Consider the following 16,881-nt stretch of genomic DNA (forward strand, 5'->3'; position numbering starts at 1 on the left):
TTGAAAGGGTAATAAATATTTTAAACAACAGACCACGAAAAAGATTTGGTTTTAAAACGCCCAATGAAATTTTCGCTCAAAAATTGAATGAAAACTGTGATGTTGCATTTATAACTTGAATCCACCAGGTAATAATTTCTCTTTTTTCTCTTTTTTTAACTAAGTATAAAAATTAAGACACACGCTAAGATTAAATAATAGCAAGTATCAAATTAAATTCTGCATCTAAAACAGAGACAGCAGATAACAAGCAGTTTGGCGCAATGCGGGAAGAAGTTCCAATAAAAAAAATTTATACATTTATTTGCCATTGCTTTTTTATTTCACTATTTTTCTTAATTCAGTTGTTTAGTGAGAGAAAATAGAAAAAGTATAATCATTGTTCTTGACAAATAGTCCAACCCGTACCTGAAGATGCTTACAGTTCTGCTTCCGTGTTTTTTAATTTTGATCGGTTTAATGCTGCTATCAATGTAATTCCCAATCTTATAACACCAAACAAATGCTATAATTACCAAAAGAATTAGTCTTTCAAATCTATCTAAATGAGTGACATAAGTATCTTCTAAATTAAAACCGCTTGATTTCAATCCTCGGAAAAGTGTTTCAATTTGTTCATGTTTTTTATTGTTTTTTCAGAGGTATTTACGAATACTTTGCATTTGCCATCTTTTTTGATATGTTTTTAATGAACAGACTCTAAAAAAAGTACCGTTTACAATGGATTTTAATTAGAAATTGGAAAGAATATTCTTTCGTTTTGAAGTATATTTGCAAAAATTATTTAGAAAATGTCGAAGAAAAAACTGATTACAGCGGCACTTCCTTATGCCAATGGGCCGGTACATATTGGGCATCTTGCAGGAGTGTACATTCCGGCAGATGTTTTTGCCCGTTTCCAAAGAAGATTGGGAAATGATGTTGCTTTTATCTGTGGAAGTGACGAGCACGGTATTCCGATTACCATTCGTGCAAAGAAAGAAGGCGTAACCCCACAGGATATTGTTGATAAATACCATGAAATCATCAAAAAATCGTTCTCGGATTTGGGAATTTCTTTTGATGAATACTCCAGAACGACCTCTAAAAACCACCACGAAGTAAGTCAGGATTTCTTCAAAACATTATACGAAAAAGGAAAATTCACCGAAGAAGTTTCTGAACAATATTATGACGAACAAGCCGGAGAATTTTTGGCAGACCGTTACATTGTTGGGACTTGCCCAAGTTGTGGAAACGATGGTGCCTACGGAGACCAATGCGAAAAATGCGGTTCTACCCTATCCCCAACCGAACTCATCAATCCAAAATCTGCTTTGAGCGGAAATATTCCTGTCCTGAAAGAAACCAAAAACTGGTATCTTCCACTGGATCAATATGAAAATTTCTTGAACGAATGGATCATTGAAGGCCATAAAGACGATTGGAAAACCAATGTTTATGGTCAGGTAAAATCCTGGTTAAATGATGGTTTGAAACCAAGAGCCATGACCAGAGACCTAAACTGGGGAGTTCCTGTCCCACTTCCAAATGCCGAGGGCAAGGTAATGTATGTTTGGTTTGATGCTCCCATCGGCTACATTTCTTTCACCAAAGAATGGGCTGAGAAAAACGGTAAAAATTGGAAAGACTATTGGCAAAGCGAAAGCTCGGACTTGGTGCATTTTATTGGAAAAGACAACATCGTATTCCATTGCATCATTTTCCCGGCAATGATGAAGGCTCATGGCGATTATATTATGCCTGCCAATGTCCCTGCATTTGAGTTTTTGAACCTTGAAAACGATAAAATTTCCACTTCCAGAAACTGGGCAGTTTGGGCACACGAATATGTAGAAGATTTCCCTGGGCAGCAAGATGTTCTGAGGTATGCACTTCTTTCATCGGCACCAGAAACCAAAGACAATAATTTTACTTGGAAAGATTTCCAGACCAAGAACAATTCAGAATTGGTGGGTATTTTCGGTAACTTCATCAACAGAGTTGCTGTATTGATGCACAAATACTACAACGGTGTTATTCCGCAAGAAACGGCTACCCATGAAGAGCTTTCGGAAATTACCAAAGCCGCCAAAGAAATTCATGAATATTTGGAAAAATACGAATTCCGAAATGCTCTAAGTGCTTTGATGAATTTGGCGAGACACGGCAACCAATACCTGCAAACGGAAGAGCCTTGGAAAACCATTAAAGATCAGCCTGAAAAAGCGGCGCATGCATTATTTGTATCGGCGCAAATCGCTGTAGCTTTGGGACAACTTTGCGAACCGTTTATGCCGTTCAGTTCCGATAAACTGCTAAAAATGTTCAACATAGATCGTCAAGATTGGAAAAACTTGGAAGAACCCAATATCCTGATCGAACCGGGACATCAAATAAATGAAGCTTCGCTGTTGTTCGGTAAAATTGAAGATGATGTGATTGATGCTCAGATCCAAAAATTAGAAAATACCAAAGCCAATAATAAAAAAACCAACCCTAACGCCAACCCTATGAAAGACGAAATTCAGTTTGATGATTTTACAAAAATAGACCTAAGAACAGCCACCATTTTGGAAGCTGAAAAAGTTGAAAAAGCAGACAAACTATTAAAATTAAAAGTAGATACTGGTGTCGATGTAAGAACTGTGGTTTCTGGCATTGCCGAAAGTTTTACCCCGGAAGAGGTTGTTGGCAAACAAGTGATGATCTTATTGAACTTGGCACCGAGAAAGATCCGAGGTATTGAATCTCAAGGAATGTTGCTATTGACAACAAAATCCGACGGAAAATTATCTTTCGTTACTCCTGATGAAAAAGTAGAAAACGGTATTGAAATAGGGTAAAATTTACTTAAAACTTAACCTTATATTCTTAGAGCCTTTTTAAAATTTTACCGAAATAATAATTCGACTATTTCTAATCTTTCTTATCTGCTTTTTTGTATTCTATTTAGCGTATTTTGCATTTTAAATTTTTGTTTTAGCTCGCTAAAACTTCAATTTTAAAACCCAAAATCCATCTAAATATCGATACAAAAAATCTAGATATAAAATTTAAACAGGCTCTTAACATAAACAAAAAAAGATTTCGAAAAGTGATTCGAAATCTTTTTTTGTTGGATCAAATTTCTGAATATAACGGATCAAGATCAAAAGTTGGGGGACTAAGCAAAAATTTGGGCTAGTCTGAATAGAAAAAAGGCTTTATCAGTCACCACTCTTAAATACACTGAATATCAGTTATATATAATAATCCACCTGTCTTTTTTTACTTAATTTTAGGAATAATTAACATTAAAAAGTTCAAGGTATAAAAAAGGAGCTCCACGAACGAAGCTCCTAAAATTTCATTTTTAAATCCTAAAATTATAACATTCTTAGGTTGTTGACTTCTAGCTCATCTAGAATTCTCCAATGTCCTCTTTTGATGTTCTTTTTGGTTAGTCCAGCAAACATCACTCGGTCTAGAGCTTCTACTTCGTAACCCAATCTTTGGAAGATACGACGAATAACGCGGTTCCATCCGATATGGATTTCTACACCAACCTCATTTTTAGGTTTTCCTTCGATGAAGGAGATTTTATCTACCGTTGCCACACCTTCTTCCAAACGGATGCCGTCGATGATCGCTTGCATATCGTCTGAAGATAATTTTTTATCCAAAGTTACATGGTAAATTTTCTTCATTTCGAATGAAGGATGGGTTAATTTTTTAGTCAAATGCCCATCGTTGGTCAACAAAATTACCCCTGTTGTAGAGCGGTCCAATCGACCCACCGGGAACAAACGATACGGCGATGCATTGGCGACCAAATCCATTACGGTTTTTCTGGCTTTGTCGTCTTTGGTTGTAGAAATGTAGCCTTTCGGTTTGTTAAGAAGGACATAAACCGATTTTTCCGGGCTGATGTTTTGTCCATCGAAAACGACTTTATCGTTCTTTTGAACTTGATGTCCCATTTCGGTAATCACTTCACCGTTTACCAAAACCAAACCTTGTTTGATGAGTTCATCAGCCTCTCTTCTGCTGCAAATACCGGCATTTGCCAAATATTTGTTTAGGCGGATGGTATCTTTATGGATGTCTTTTTCAATTTTTTGGAGTTTTCTTTTTTGGACAAAATTTTTGGTTCTGTCCTCGTCATTTCCAAATTTATTGTACGGTTTTTTATTTCCGTATTTTAGATCTCCTTTTTCGTATTTGTCTCGGCTATCAAAGGATCTTCCACCTCCTCTAGAATTGCCGAAACCACCTGGTTTTTTGTAGGAATTGTTACCATCAAAGGATCTTTCACCTCCTCTGGTATTTCCAAAACTTGGTTTTTTGTAAGAGCTACTATCAGAATTTCTGTCGCTTCTGTCGTAACCCTCACGGCCTTCAAAAGATCTACCGCCACCTCTGGAGTTTCCAAAGTTGCTTGATTTGTTGTACGAACCTCTTTCGGAGTCGCCTCCTCTTTTGTCGTAACTTTTTGGTCCATCAAAGGAACGACCTGTTTTTTTGGAAGGAAACGAGTTTCCAGATCCTGAATTGGACTGTATTCTCGGTCTTTTTGGTCTACCTGATGAATTTCTGTCTTCGCTCATTAGTATGAAAAATTTTTGCAAAGATAGTTATTTTAATTGCCATTTAAAGAATGGAAGTTTCATTGTTTTTTCGAATAAATCCTACATTTGCAAAAAATGTTCTATGATTTCAGTTTTGGATAGCGATTTCACTTCGCTCAACGAATTTATTTCTGCAGTTTCTTTTTCAAAAGTTTTCATTCTTTGTGATGAAAATACACACGAATATTGCTTGCCAACCCTTTTGGGAAATTTAGAAATCGATATTCCTTTTGAGATCATTGAAATAGAACCGGGTGAAGACCTAAAAACCATAGAAACGGCCGTACAACTTTGGGAAATCCTTACCGAATTTCAAGCGGATAAAAAGGCATTGCTCATCAATTTGGGTGGCGGCGTTATTACCGATTTGGGTGGTTTTGTGGCTTCAACCTATAAAAGAGGCATTTCGTTTGTCAATATTCCAACCTCATTGTTGGGAATGTGTGATGCCGCCATTGGCGGGAAAACGGGTATTGATCATGGTTTTCTAAAGAATATTGTAGGTACTTTTTGTCAACCCGAAAAAATATTTCTTTACAGTCCTTTTCTGAAATCCTTACCCATTGATGAACTGAAAAGTGGTTTTGCAGAGATGTTGAAACACGGCTTAATCGCTGATAAAATCCATTGGGAAGCATTGATCCATACGGACATCAACAGTATTGAAAACCTTTATCCATTGGTGTTGGAATCCATGAAAATAAAAGAATCGGTTGTAAACCAAGATTTTAAAGAACAAAATGTTCGAAAAAATCTGAATTTCGGACACACGGTAGGACATGCTGTAGAAAGTTTATTTTTACATCAACAAAATCCCATAAAACACGGTGAAGCTGTTGTTATTGGGATGATTGTGGAAACCAGGCTTTCTTTTCTTGAAGGTTTGATCGATGAGGAATGTTCTGAAAAGATCATCCTGAATTTACAAAAACTGTATCCGTATATTTCAATTAATGATTTTGATAATAAAACGCTCATTTCCTTGATGATGAACGATAAAAAAAATGAAAATTCCAAAATTAATTTTTCTTTGATTGAGGAGATTGGTAAAGGAAAGTACAATGTACAATGCCGCTTGAACTCTATTGAAGAAGCACTCAATTATTATAAAAATCTAGAATAAAAATCTAGAATAAACATCTTTATTAAAAGTTAAAAATAAAGTTCATTTTAATTCTAACCATTAATTTTAATTTCGATTCAATACTGTTTTCATTAAAAAAATAAATTAATAATTGATTTTCATTTTATATTTTTTGTAATTTAGTTTTCGAAAAATAAATTTATTCTTAAACTAAAAAACTAAAAATTATGAGCAGACATGGAATGATGTATCAGGATATAGTTCCTTATACTTCTCGTTATTACGACAAAGGGAAATTTGGTCGAATGTTTTCCTCTTTACCACCTTTTGCACCGGACAACAAAAAAGTGAGAGATGCACTAAAAGACATGGGTAAAAAAGGGGGAATTATGGATGCCAAAGACGATCTGACCCAAGATCCAAAATTTCTAATTACCGATCCAAATTTGCAAATTAAAAATCCCAATTCGCCCATTATGGGAGCTGGGATGACATTCTTGGGACAATTTATCGACCACGACATCACTTTCGACCCTACTTCAAGCTTAGAAAGGCAATCGGATCCTGAATGTGTGGAAAATTTTAGAACACCAAGTTTGGCATTGGACAACATTTACGGTTCTGGACCTGGAGCCTCACCTCATTTGTACGATCAATCCGACGGACAAGGCATAAAAATGTTGCTAGAACCTTTGAATGTACAAGGTAAGGAAGGTATTGATAAATTTGATGTTCCAAGAAATTCACAATTAACAGCGTTGATAGGAGACCCGAGAAATGATGAAAACTTAATTGTCTCTCAATTGCAAGTATTGTTTCTAAGATTTCATAATATTTTGGTTGATGCTTTGCGTGTGAAATTCCCTTCTAAATCGCCCAGTGAAATATTTAATCAAGCTCAAGAATTGGTGAGATGGCATTATCAGTGGATTGTTTTACACGAATTTCTCCCATTGCTTTGCGGTGAAAATATGGTAAAAGATGTATTGGACAACGGTAGAAAATTCTACGGTTGGCACAACGAACCGTTTATCCCGGTTGAGTTTTCGGTGGCGGCATATCGTTTTGGTCATAGCCAAATTCGACCTTCGTATCGAGCCAATTTCGGAATCACCAATCAACCCTCTCCAACGTAATTTTTTGCAGATATTTTTGATTTTACCGTGAGTCCTACCCATCCGGATCCCAACGATCTTAGAGGAGGCAAAAGAGCTGCAAGAAGATTTATCGATTGGCACACCTTTTTCAATTTGGGCGATGGCAGCATGAAAGCCAATAAATTAATCGATTCCAAACTCTCTACACCACTCTTTAATTTACCAGGATTCACAGACATCGATTCCTTGGCAAGTCGAAATCTGGTGAGAGGTCTAGCATTCAGTTTGCCTTCAGGTCAAAGGGTTGCTCATGCCATGCGAATAGAGCCTCTTGGAGCCGAACATTTTGATGAATTGAAACACTATAAACTCAATTTTGAAAACAGTACTCCATTGTGGTATTATATTTTGAAAGAAGCAGAAATACAACAGATGGGTGTACATCTCGGTGAAGTTGGTGGTAGAATTGTTACCGAAGTACTTATAGGTTTGATGGAGGGAGACAATACTTCATTTTTATCCCAAAATCCGTTCTGGAAACCGACTTTACCATGTTGGGAAGCCTATAGAACCGGCAAGCATTTTACCATGGCCGATTTGGTTAGAATTGCAGAACATAAAATTGCTGTTAGTTTTTAACATTCAATCCAAAATAAAAAAAACTTCAAACCGTCTGGTTTGAAGTTTTTTTATGAATTAAAGTCATCAATTACATGCACTCCATTTTGAAGGACATGCTTTCGATTACTTTCAGTGTTGCTTCTACAGTATCCATGGAGGTCAGACACGGCACACCGTTTTCAACCGAAGCTCTACGGATTTGGAAACCGTCTCTCTCAGCTTGTTTTCCTTTCGTAGTCGTGTTTACCACATATTGTACTTTACCTTTTTGGATTAAATCGATGAGGCTTAGGTCTTCTTCATTGATCTTGTATCCAATTTTTGTAGGGATACCTTTTTCGGTGAAATAGTTAGCGGTACCTTCAGTAGCCCAAATTCTGAAACCAATTTCATGGAATCTCTTGGCCAAAACTGAAGCTTCTTCTTTGTGTTTATCGGCTACGGTAAACAAGATGGCACCGTGAAGTGGCATTTTTCTACCTGCACCAATCATCCCTTTGTACAACGCTTTTTCTAGAGTCGAGTCTTTACCCATTACCTCTCCTGTCGATTTCATTTCCGGGCCTAAAGTGATGTCCACTTTTGTAAGTTTGGAGAAAGAGAAAACAGGAACTTTTACAAAAACACCTTCTTTGTTTGGAGCTAAACCATTTTTGTAGCCCAAGTCGGTTAGTTTTGCTCCCAAAATGGCTTTTGTTGCCAAGTTTGCCATTGGGATTTCCGTAATTTTTGAAAGGAAAGGTACCGTTCTAGACGCTCTAGGATTCACTTCGATTACATAAACCTGACCTTCAAAAAGTACATATTGTATGTTCATCAATCCAACGATATTCAATCCTTTTGCTAATTTTTGGGTATAATCGACTAAGGTTTCAATTTCGCTTGGACTGATGTGTTGAGGAGGATAAACCGCGATTGAGTCTCCGGAATGTACTCCTGCTCTTTCTATATGCTCCATGATACCCGGGATAATCACCGTTTCGCCATCACAAATGGCATCCACTTCTACTTCTTTCCCCACCATGTATTTGTCAATCAACACAGGATGCTCTGGACTTGCATCTACAGCATTTTCCATGTAATGTACCAGTTCGGCTTCGCTGTACACGATTTCCATAGCACGACCGCCCAATACATAAGAAGGTCTCACCAAAACAGGATAACCGATTTCTGCAGCGATTGGTGTGGCTTCTTCTTTGGAGAAACATGTTTTTCCAAGCGGCTGAGGAATGTCCAATTCTTGAAGTGCTTTTTCAAATTTCTCACGGTTCTCGGCTCTGTCTAGATCTTCCAAAGAAGTTCCTAAGATTTTCACTCCATGAGCTTCTAATTTATCGGCAAGGTTGATGGCGGTTTGACCTCCAAACTGAACGATAACACCTTTTGGTTTTTCCAGCTCGATGATGTTCATTACATCTTCTTCAGTAAGCGGTTCGAAGTAAAGTTTATCCGAAATCGAGAAGTCTGTAGATACGGTTTCTGGGTTGTTGTTGATGATGATGGCTTCGTACCCCATTTGTTTGATGGCCCAAACCGAGTGTACCGTTGCATAATCAAACTCTACCCCTTGTCCGATACGGATAGGTCCTGAACCTAGAACTACAATTTTTTCTTTTTCAGAAACAATGCTTTCGTTTTCGTCTTCGTAAGTTCCGTAGAAATACGGAGTTTCCGACTCGAATTCGGCTGCGCATGTGTCCACCATTTTATAGACCGGCATTACTTTGTTTTCTTTTCTGAAATCGAAAACTTCTCTGGCAGATATTTCCCAAAGATGAGCAATGTTAACATCTGAGAAACCTAACTTTTTAGCTTGAAGAAGGACTTCAGCATTCAATTTATTGTTCTTGATGGTGGTTTCAAAGTCCACCAATTTTTTCAATTTCCAGATGAAGAATTTATCAATTTGGCTCCATTCTACAATTTGTTCCCAATCATAGCCTCTTCTAAGAGCTTCACCAATGATGAACAATCTTTCGTCGTCACAAACTTTTATTCTTCTTTCGATATCAGCATCGGTTAGTGCTAAAGCTGCTTTAGATTTTAATCCCAAATGCTGTATGCCTACTTCTAAGGAACGAACGGCTTTCATCAAGGATTCTTCAAAGTTTCTACCGATGGCCATTACCTCTCCTGTTGCTTTCATTTGGGTTGAAAGTCGTCGGTCTGCCGTTTCGAATTTATCAAATGGGAATCTTGGAATTTTAGCAACCACATAGTCCAAAGCCGGTTCGAAACAAGCGTAAGTTCTACCGGTAACCGGGTTCATCATTTCGTCTAAGGTAAGACCAACAGCGATTTTTGCGGCTAATTTAGCAATTGGATATCCTGTTGCCTTACTTGCCAAAGCCGATGAACGGGAAACTCTTGGGTTCACCTCGATCACATAATAATTGAACGAGTGCGGATCTAAAGCCAGCTGAACATTACAGCCACCTTCAATTCCTAAAGCACGGATTATTTTTAGAGATGCATTTCTCAGCATTTGATACTCTCTATCCGAAAGCGTTTGCGATGGCGCCACCACGATAGAATCTCCGGTGTGTACCCCAACGGCATCTACATTTTCCATGTTACAAACCACAATGGCGTTGTCGTTGGCATCACGCATTACTTCGTATTCTATTTCTTTGTAACCTGCAATGGATTTCTCAATCAGACATTGAGTTACAGGACTGTATTTCAGTCCATTAGCTGCGATTTCTTTAAGTTCGGCTTCGGTGCTGGCAATACCACCACCAGTACCTCCCATGGTAAAAGCAGGTCTAACGATTACCGGATAACCGATGTTGTTTGCAAATTCTAAGGCACCTTCAACGGTATTTACGATGTCGCTTTCAGGAACAGGTTCTCCCAAATCGTTCATCAAAGTACGGAAAAGATCTCTGTCTTCGGCTTGGTTAATGGCTGAAAGCTTGGTACCCAAAACTTCTACTCCACATTCTTCTAAGATGCCCGAATTCTGCAATTCAACCGCCATGTTCAGGCCGGTTTGTCCTCCCAAAGTAGGCAACAAAGCATCGGGTCTTTCTTTGCGAATGATGTGACTTACGAAAGGAAGTGAGATGGGTTCAATATATACTTTATCCGCAATTTCGACATCCGTCATGATGGTTGCCGGATTGGAGTTGATAAGGATTACTCTGTAACCCTCTTCTTTAAGAGCCAAACAAGCTTGTGTCCCTGCGTAATCGAACTCTGCTGCTTGACCAATAATAATGGGGCCACTACCTATAACTAAAATGGTTTTTATATCGTTTCTTTTCATAATTTTATACAATATTGATGTTTAACAATGGTGAAGATTAGTCCTAAATAATTAGGCGTTTGCACTGTTATTTTGTTCCATTAATTCAATAAATTCATCAAACAAATAGTTGGCATCTTCAGGGCCTGGGCTGGCTTCCGGATGGTATTGTACGGAGAAACAAGGATGGATTTTATGTTTGATACCTTCGTTGGTTCTGTCGTTCAGAGCGATGTGGGTCTCAACAAGATCCGTGTTTTTCAACGAGTCTTGATCTACAGCGTAACTGTGATTTTGAGAAGTTAAAGCCACTTTACCGGTGTTGACATCCAAAACCGGATGGTTGCCTCCTCGGTGTCCGAATTTTAGTTTGTAGGTTTTTGCACCACAAGCCAAAGCAATCAATTGGTGGCCAAGACAGATTCCGAAAATAGGCACTTTCCCTAGAACACCTCGGATCATTTCGTGAGCATGAGGGACATCTTGTGGGTCACCAGGACCGTTGGAAAGCATGATTCCGTCTGGGTTCATCATTAATATTTCTTCGGCTGTTGTATTGTGAGAAACCACCACGATGTCGCAATTTCTTTGAGAAAGTTCTCTGATGATTCCGAGTTTTGATCCAAAATCTACCAAAACGACTTTATGACCTCTTCCCGGACATGCGTATGAAGTTTTTGTAGAAACAGAAGCCACTTGGTCGGTGGCAAAATTTGTTGCTTTCAGATCTTCGATCACTAGTTTGTCATCTTCAGAAGCATCTACAATTCTCCCTTTTACAGAGCCAAAATTTCTAATGATACGGGTAAGTTTTCGGGTATCAATTCCTGAGATTCCAGACATGTTTTTCTTTTGAAAGAATTCGTCCAGAGACATTTGGCTACGGAAATTGGATGGCAAGTCGCAAAGTTCTTTTACGATAAGTCCTTTAATTGCTGGTTCCATACATTCGTAATCGTCTCTATTGATGCCGTAATTTCCGATCAAAGGATAGGTCATGCAAACGATTTGTCCACAATAAGAAGGATCGGAAATGAGTTCCTGATATCCGGTCATCCCGGTATTGAAAACCACTTCACCTTCTGTTTGTACATGGGCACCGAAACCTTCACCGTGGAAAACTTCGCCTGTTTCTAATATGAGTTTCTTTTTCATTTTCTTTTTATATCTTATTCAGTATAACTGTCTTTTAATAATTTAATTGCTTTGTTGGAAGAGGTTCTTAATACTGGTTTTCAAATTCAAAACCTTTTTCTTCTAAAGCTTTTTTTAGAATGGCCATTCTCGCATACACTCCATTTTCCATTTGTTTGAAAATTCTGGATCTTGAGCATTCTACCAATTCTGTATCAATTTCTACTCCTCTGTTGATGGGTGCAGGATGCATGATGATGGCATTGGATTTCATTTTTTGTTCTCGTTCTTTGGTTAAGCCGTATTTTCTGTGATATTCTTCTTTACTGTAAGACATCTGACTGTCGTGTCTTTCGTGTTGTATTCTTAGAAGCATCACCACATCGACTTCTTTGATTAATTCATCCAAAGGTAAAAAAGTACCGTTGATGATTGCGCCTTCGTCAAACCACTGTTCAGGACCGGAAAAATAGACTTTAGCTCCTAATTTTCTCAGTGCTTCAGCATCGGAATTGGCTACTCTGCTGTGTTTTACATCACCGACAATGGCAATTTTCAATCCATCAAATTTACCAAATTCTTGATAAATAGTTAGCAAGTCCAACATGCATTGGCTTGGGTGGTTTCCTGTTCCATCGCCTCCATTTATGATTGCAGCTTTTACCGATTGTAAGTCTTTATAATATTCATTTTGTTTGTGACGGATCACCATAGCATGAACGCCAATGCTTTCTAAAGTTTTTACCGTATCGTATAGGGTTTCGCCTTTATTTACAGAACTGTGTTGCACATCGAAAGGTACCACTTCTAGTCCCAATTTTCTTTCGGCTACATCAAAGCTGGACTTGGTTCGGGTACTGTCTTCAAAAAACAAGTTGGCAGCAAAAACTTGACCTTTAACTTTGGCCGTTTTACCATCAGAAAATGAGATGGCATCGTTAAGGATATTTAGCAATTGTTCTCTGTTGTAGTCTGTTATTGTAATCATAGCTCAAAATAAAAAAAAACGAAGCCGCAATGACTTCGTTAAATAAAATAAATATCGTTATGGTCGGAAAATCCGCCTATTAAATGCTCAAGTGGAAAAGTGTTTTTCAATGTATTCATTGGGTGCAAAGATACAAATTATTTTTAAAATTGAAAGCAGTGCGCTTTATTTTATCATTTATGATTTCTTTCATATTGAATTAACGCTAAATTAATATATATTTGCTAAATAAATATACTTAATATGATAAAATGCCCTAAATGCTCACAGTCAAATGTTGTTAAAAGTGGTATAATAAAGGACAAACAAAGGTTTCTGTGCAAAGACTGTACCTATTACTTTACCGTAGATAAAATGGGAAAACAGATAGATGATTACTATGTTATCAAGGCTTTGCAACTGTATTTGGAAGGATTAAGCTATAGAGAAATTGAGAGGATTATCGGTGTCTCCCATGTTTCCATTTCATCTTGGGTGAAGAAATACAATCTTAAAAGACCTGAAATAACGAACAGCAAATCCAATTATAAAATACTGAAAAAAAGTGAATTAATAGAATATTTGCAGCAAGAAAACCAAATGAAAGGCGCAGGTTTCATCATCACAGAATTTGCGGATAAATTCATGATGATCAAATGGGAACGATTCAAAAAATAAAATTATATATAATATTAACAAAAATATACATCATTTTTTGTTGGTTAAATTTTTAGTTACAATTTTGATTTGTTAAAAAATTCATAACAAAACGATTTCATTTATGAAAAAACTAAAAATTACTTTAGCTGCTTTTTCATTATTGTTTTCCCTAAACCAATTAAAAGCTCAGGAAAAACAAAGTGATTATAAAGTAAGCGTTTACGGTTTTGCAAGAGCAGATTATATCTTTGACAGCAGACAAACACTTTTCGCAAGAGAACAACAAGTGGATCTTTATCCTTTGGATGTTAACTTGGATGCCAACGGCTCCGACATCAATGCAACGGGATCAAGCAACTTTCTTACCGTTGTTTCCAGAGTGGGCGTAAAGGCTACAGGGCCCAATGTTTGGGGGGCAAAAACTTCTGCCGTAATCGAAGGGGATTTCTACGGAAACACCAATACCAACACCGGATTGTTCAATATCCGCCAAGCCTATGCCAATTTAGAATGGGAAAAAACCTCCTTATTGTTGGGGCAAACTTGGTATCCGGCATATGTTACCGATGTTGCACCTGGAGTCGCCAATTTCAATACAGGAAGTTTATTCAATCCGTTTGGTCGAGCTCCACAGATTCGTTTAACTCAGAAATTATCCGATAATTTTTCCTTGGATGTTGCCGCTTATAAAATGAGTACACACTCTGCTCCATCGGTTACAGCAAATGCCAACGAAGCTTCTTACAATTCATTAACACCGAGTTTTCACGGTAAAATCCAGTACAAAGACGCTCATGTTACCGCCGGTGTAGGAGCAGAATATCAATCGCTAAAACCACAAATTGTATCTGCCGGATTGGTATCCGATCACAAAGTAGATTCCAACATGTTTATGGCGTATTTTAAATATTCAGATTCCAAATTAATTGCTAAAGCCTACGGTGTTACGGGGAGTAATCTTTATCAATTTGTTATGTTGGGCGGATTTGCGGGTTATACAGAGCCTAACGGACAAGAATCTTATAAAGCAACAAAGACATCCGCTTTCTGGGCAGATTTCGCAAGCAATAACGCCAAAATTGCACCCGGACTTTTCTTTGGTTATACCAAAAACAATGGTGTAGATGCTGGATATAACAAACTATACACGCGTGGTCTAGGTACTGCAAGATCTTTAGACGATGTTTGGAGAATCTCCGGAAGGGTTGAATTCAAACAAAATAAATTTAAAATTGCCCCAGAATTAGAATACACTTCTGCAACATGGGGAGACAGCGATACAAATGCCGTAGCTGGCAACAATAAGGCTACCGTAGCCAACTTCCGTGCACTGGTTTCTGCAGTGTATTCTTTCTAATCATCATTTTGTAAATAGTAGTTTGAGTTCAGGCTTATTTTTAATAAGCCTACTCATTCTATGCCTTACACCACCATACACACAAATCAAACAAACATTAACACTATATTATTATGAATGAAAACCAAAATGCTCAATCCTTGCACGATGCCAAGGTAGAGCAAAGAAAGAAAAACTCCACGCTTTGGAGTGTTATTACGGCCTCGTCATTGGGTACGATGATCGAGTGGTACGACTTTTACATTTTTGGAAGTTTGGCCATAGTATTGGCGGGAAAATTTTTCCCAGCCGATAATCCAACTGCTGCATTTTTATCAACATTGGCCACCTTTGCCGCTGGTTTTGTTGTTCGTCCTTTTGGAGCGTTATTTTTCGGCCGATTGGGAGATCTTATCGGTAGAAAATATACTTTCTTAGTCACACTCCTCATCATGGGATTCTCTACTTTTTTGATCGGATGTGTCCCATCCTACGAGACCATCGGCTTTATGGCTCCGGTTTTGGTATTGGTTCTTAGATTGTTGCAAGGGCTTGCTCTTGGTGGCGAATACGGAGGCGCTGCAACCTATGTTGCTGAATATGCCGAAGAAAACCGTCGTGGCTATTGGACTTCTTGGATTCAGACGACTGCTACCATCGGGCTTTTTGTCTCTCTAATTGTGATTTTATTGACCAAAACCTCACTTACGGCAGAAGAATTTGATGCTTGGGGTTGGAGAGTTCCGTTCTGGGTTTCTATTTTGATGGTTGGCGTTTCTTACATCATCAGAAAAAACATGAAGGAATCTCCTCTTTTCGCTAAAGCGAAGAAAGAAGGAAAAACTTCTACCAATCCTCTTAAAGAATCTTTTGGTAACAAATACAATTTCAAATATGTTCTTTTGGCATTGTTTGGAGCCGTTATGGGACAAGGGGTAATTTGGTACACCGGACAATTTTACGCCATGAGCTTTATGAAAACCGTTATGAATTTGGACTCCGCTCAGGTCGATTCTTTAATGGCAATTGCCTTGTTTGTGGCAACACCTTTGTTTATCTTTTTTGGATGGCTGTCCGATAAAGTGGGCAGAAAAGCCGTTATGATGCTTGGGATGTTCCTTGCAATACTGGCATATCGACCTATTTATGATGCCATGTACACTTCGGTAAACATCAAAGAAAAATCGTTGGCTACCAACGGATTAATCCAAAAAAGAACGGCAACAGAACATAAGAAAGTCGCTGGAGACAGCTTGATCACCTTTCATACCGAGAAAACTTTTACAGACGGTACTTTGCTGAAGAAAGATTCCGTAGTGCATTGGTCTCCAAAGGGTGAAGTTCTGAAAGCCGATGGCACACCTGAAGCTGCAAAAGTAACTACTGCCATAACGGTGGAAAGTAATACCCGTTGGTATTTGGCCTTCCTGGTTTTTGTACAGGTTCTTTTTGTAACCATGGTTTATGGACCTATCGCTGCATTTTTGGTTGAGATGTTCCCGATACGCATTCGTTATACCTCTATGTCGTTGCCGTATCATATTGGTAATGGTATTTTTGGAGGATTGTTGCCTGCAGTTTCCACTTATTTTGTGACGACGGCCAAGGAAGCCGGAAATCCTAAATTTTATTTGGAAGGATTGTGGTATCCTATTGTTGTAGCAGCGGTTTGTCTGGTTATCGGGATGATCTATCTGGACGGTAAAGACCGAAATGTGAAGGATTAATATTTTGAATATAAAAAGTGATCTTAATCATTAAAAAATTATATAAATTTAAACGATAAAAAATTATGGACTCTATAAAAAAAATATTAGGGATTGTATGGTTAGCTATGGCTTTGGCAGTACTTTACTACGGACTTACCGTTTTCGGATTTCCAAAATTAGCATCCGACCATCAGGAGGATTTGGTTTTCGGGATCATCATTGTATTCATCTTATTGCCTATTGTAGTGGGCGGATTGGGTGTTTTCGGGTGGTATTCTCTGAAAGGTGAATATTCTAAGGAAAATAAATAAGTGAAAATTTATCTTGGAGGCCGATTCTTTCGGATGAAGCCTCCTTGATTTTTGATAAAATAGGAATGTATCTCTACCCTGCAGCCAGACTTGAGTGGAGCTCTTTTTATTTTTTTGTATCCTGAG

Annotated in this window: 12 protein-coding genes and 2 pseudogenes; 10 read left to right on the forward strand and 4 right to left on the reverse strand. The window is 38.0% G+C overall.

All coding sequences use genetic code 11. The annotated features are described in order from the left end of the window. Both EIY84_RS12005 and metG read left to right on the forward strand, forming a co-directional pair. Positions 1 to 119: pseudogene (locus EIY84_RS12005) on the forward strand (IS30 family transposase); the annotation flags it as partial. Between the two features lie 672 nt (positions 120 to 791). Then, positions 792 to 2,825: a methionine--tRNA ligase gene (metG, locus tag EIY84_RS09075; protein WP_124642412.1), complete on the forward strand. Its 2,034-nt coding sequence runs from the start codon at positions 792 to 794 to the stop codon at positions 2,823 to 2,825. Between the two features lie 522 nt (positions 2,826 to 3,347). Here the strand turns inward: metG and EIY84_RS09080 are convergent. Next, positions 3,348 to 4,523, reverse strand: coding sequence for a pseudouridine synthase (locus EIY84_RS09080; RefSeq protein ID WP_410369589.1), 1,176 nt, complete (start codon positions 4,521 to 4,523; stop codon positions 3,348 to 3,350). A gap of 148 nt (positions 4,524 to 4,671) precedes the next feature. On the opposite strand from EIY84_RS09080, the gene aroB reads away from it, so the two are divergent. The 3 genes from aroB (at position 4,672) to EIY84_RS11860 (ending at position 7,409) form a co-directional block, all read left to right on the forward strand. Further along, positions 4,672 to 5,712 (forward strand): 3-dehydroquinate synthase, encoded by a 1,041-nt coding sequence (gene aroB / locus EIY84_RS09085; protein WP_124642416.1) that lies wholly within the window; start codon positions 4,672 to 4,674, stop codon positions 5,710 to 5,712. Positions 5,713 to 5,900: 188 nt separating this feature from the next. Further along, positions 5,901 to 6,809: a peroxidase family protein gene (locus EIY84_RS11855; RefSeq protein WP_206428200.1), complete on the forward strand. Its 909-nt coding sequence runs from the start codon at positions 5,901 to 5,903 to the stop codon at positions 6,807 to 6,809. A gap of 27 nt (positions 6,810 to 6,836) precedes the next feature. Beyond that, on the forward strand, positions 6,837 to 7,409 hold the full coding sequence (locus EIY84_RS11860) for a peroxidase family protein (RefSeq protein WP_206428201.1): 573 nt from the start codon (positions 6,837 to 6,839) through the stop codon (positions 7,407 to 7,409). A gap of 70 nt (positions 7,410 to 7,479) precedes the next feature. Here the strand turns inward: EIY84_RS11860 and carB are convergent, their stop codons facing one another. The 3 genes from carB to EIY84_RS09105 form a co-directional block, all read right to left on the reverse strand. Then, positions 7,480 to 10,659 carry a carbamoyl-phosphate synthase large subunit gene (gene carB / locus EIY84_RS09095; protein ID WP_124642418.1) on the reverse strand — a complete coding sequence of 1,060 codons (3,180 nt, stop codon included), beginning with the start codon at positions 10,657 to 10,659 and terminating at the stop codon, positions 7,480 to 7,482. Between the two features lie 51 nt (positions 10,660 to 10,710). Then, positions 10,711 to 11,793 carry a glutamine-hydrolyzing carbamoyl-phosphate synthase small subunit gene (locus tag EIY84_RS09100; RefSeq protein ID WP_124642420.1) on the reverse strand — a complete coding sequence of 361 codons (1,083 nt, stop codon included), beginning with the start codon at positions 11,791 to 11,793 and terminating at the stop codon, positions 10,711 to 10,713. 67 nt (positions 11,794 to 11,860) lie between these two features. Next, entirely contained in the window at positions 11,861 to 12,760 is a 900-nt protein-coding gene (locus EIY84_RS09105) for an aspartate carbamoyltransferase catalytic subunit (protein WP_124642422.1), read from the reverse strand. A gap of 243 nt (positions 12,761 to 13,003) precedes the next feature. Here EIY84_RS09105 and EIY84_RS12010 point away from each other — a divergent pair. The 5 genes and pseudogenes from EIY84_RS12010 to EIY84_RS09125 all read left to right on the forward strand — a co-directional run. Continuing rightward, a pseudogene (locus EIY84_RS12010) lies at positions 13,004 to 13,096 on the forward strand (transposase-like zinc-binding domain-containing protein); the annotation flags it as partial. Between the two features lie 18 nt (positions 13,097 to 13,114). Beyond that, positions 13,115 to 13,417, forward strand: coding sequence for a helix-turn-helix domain-containing protein (locus EIY84_RS09110; RefSeq protein ID WP_164472032.1), 303 nt, complete (start codon positions 13,115 to 13,117; stop codon positions 13,415 to 13,417). A 103-nt stretch (positions 13,418 to 13,520) separates the two neighbouring features. After that, positions 13,521 to 14,756 carry a hypothetical protein gene (locus EIY84_RS09115; RefSeq protein WP_124642425.1) on the forward strand — a complete coding sequence of 412 codons (1,236 nt, stop codon included), beginning with the start codon at positions 13,521 to 13,523 and terminating at the stop codon, positions 14,754 to 14,756. 113 nt (positions 14,757 to 14,869) lie between these two features. Next, on the forward strand, positions 14,870 to 16,462 hold the full coding sequence (locus EIY84_RS09120) for an MFS transporter (RefSeq protein ID WP_124642427.1): 1,593 nt from the start codon (positions 14,870 to 14,872) through the stop codon (positions 16,460 to 16,462). 65 nt (positions 16,463 to 16,527) lie between these two features. Next, positions 16,528 to 16,755 carry a DUF6814 family protein gene (locus EIY84_RS09125; protein ID WP_124642429.1) on the forward strand — a complete coding sequence of 76 codons (228 nt, stop codon included), beginning with the start codon at positions 16,528 to 16,530 and terminating at the stop codon, positions 16,753 to 16,755. Positions 16,756 to 16,881: the final 126 nt, after the last annotated feature.

The organism is Amniculibacterium aquaticum (assembly GCF_003852705.1).
GTDB classification, from domain to species: domain Bacteria; phylum Bacteroidota; class Bacteroidia; order Flavobacteriales; family Weeksellaceae; genus Amniculibacterium; species Amniculibacterium aquaticum.

Excerpts from the sequence above, each read along its gene's own strand:
- metG (WP_124642412.1), top strand. The coding sequence starts at position 792 with ATGTCGAAGAAAAAACTGATTACAGCGGCACTTCCTTATGCCAATGGG.
- aroB (WP_124642416.1), top strand. The coding sequence starts at position 4,672 with ATGATTTCAGTTTTGGATAGCGATTTCACTTCGCTCAACGAATTTATT.
- EIY84_RS11855 (WP_206428200.1), top strand. The coding sequence starts at position 5,901 with ATGAGCAGACATGGAATGATGTATCAGGATATAGTTCCTTATACTTCT.
- carB (WP_124642418.1), bottom strand. The coding sequence starts at position 10,659 with ATGAAAAGAAACGATATAAAAACCATTTTAGTTATAGGTAGTGGCCCC.
- EIY84_RS09100 (WP_124642420.1), bottom strand. The coding sequence starts at position 11,793 with ATGAAAAAGAAACTCATATTAGAAACAGGCGAAGTTTTCCACGGTGAA.
- EIY84_RS09105 (WP_124642422.1), bottom strand. The coding sequence starts at position 12,760 with ATGATTACAATAACAGACTACAACAGAGAACAATTGCTAAATATCCTT.
- EIY84_RS09110 (WP_164472032.1), top strand. The coding sequence starts at position 13,115 with ATGGGAAAACAGATAGATGATTACTATGTTATCAAGGCTTTGCAACTG.
- EIY84_RS09115 (WP_124642425.1), top strand. The coding sequence starts at position 13,521 with ATGAAAAAACTAAAAATTACTTTAGCTGCTTTTTCATTATTGTTTTCC.
- EIY84_RS09120 (WP_124642427.1), top strand. The coding sequence starts at position 14,870 with ATGAATGAAAACCAAAATGCTCAATCCTTGCACGATGCCAAGGTAGAG.
- EIY84_RS09125 (WP_124642429.1), top strand. The coding sequence starts at position 16,528 with ATGGACTCTATAAAAAAAATATTAGGGATTGTATGGTTAGCTATGGCT.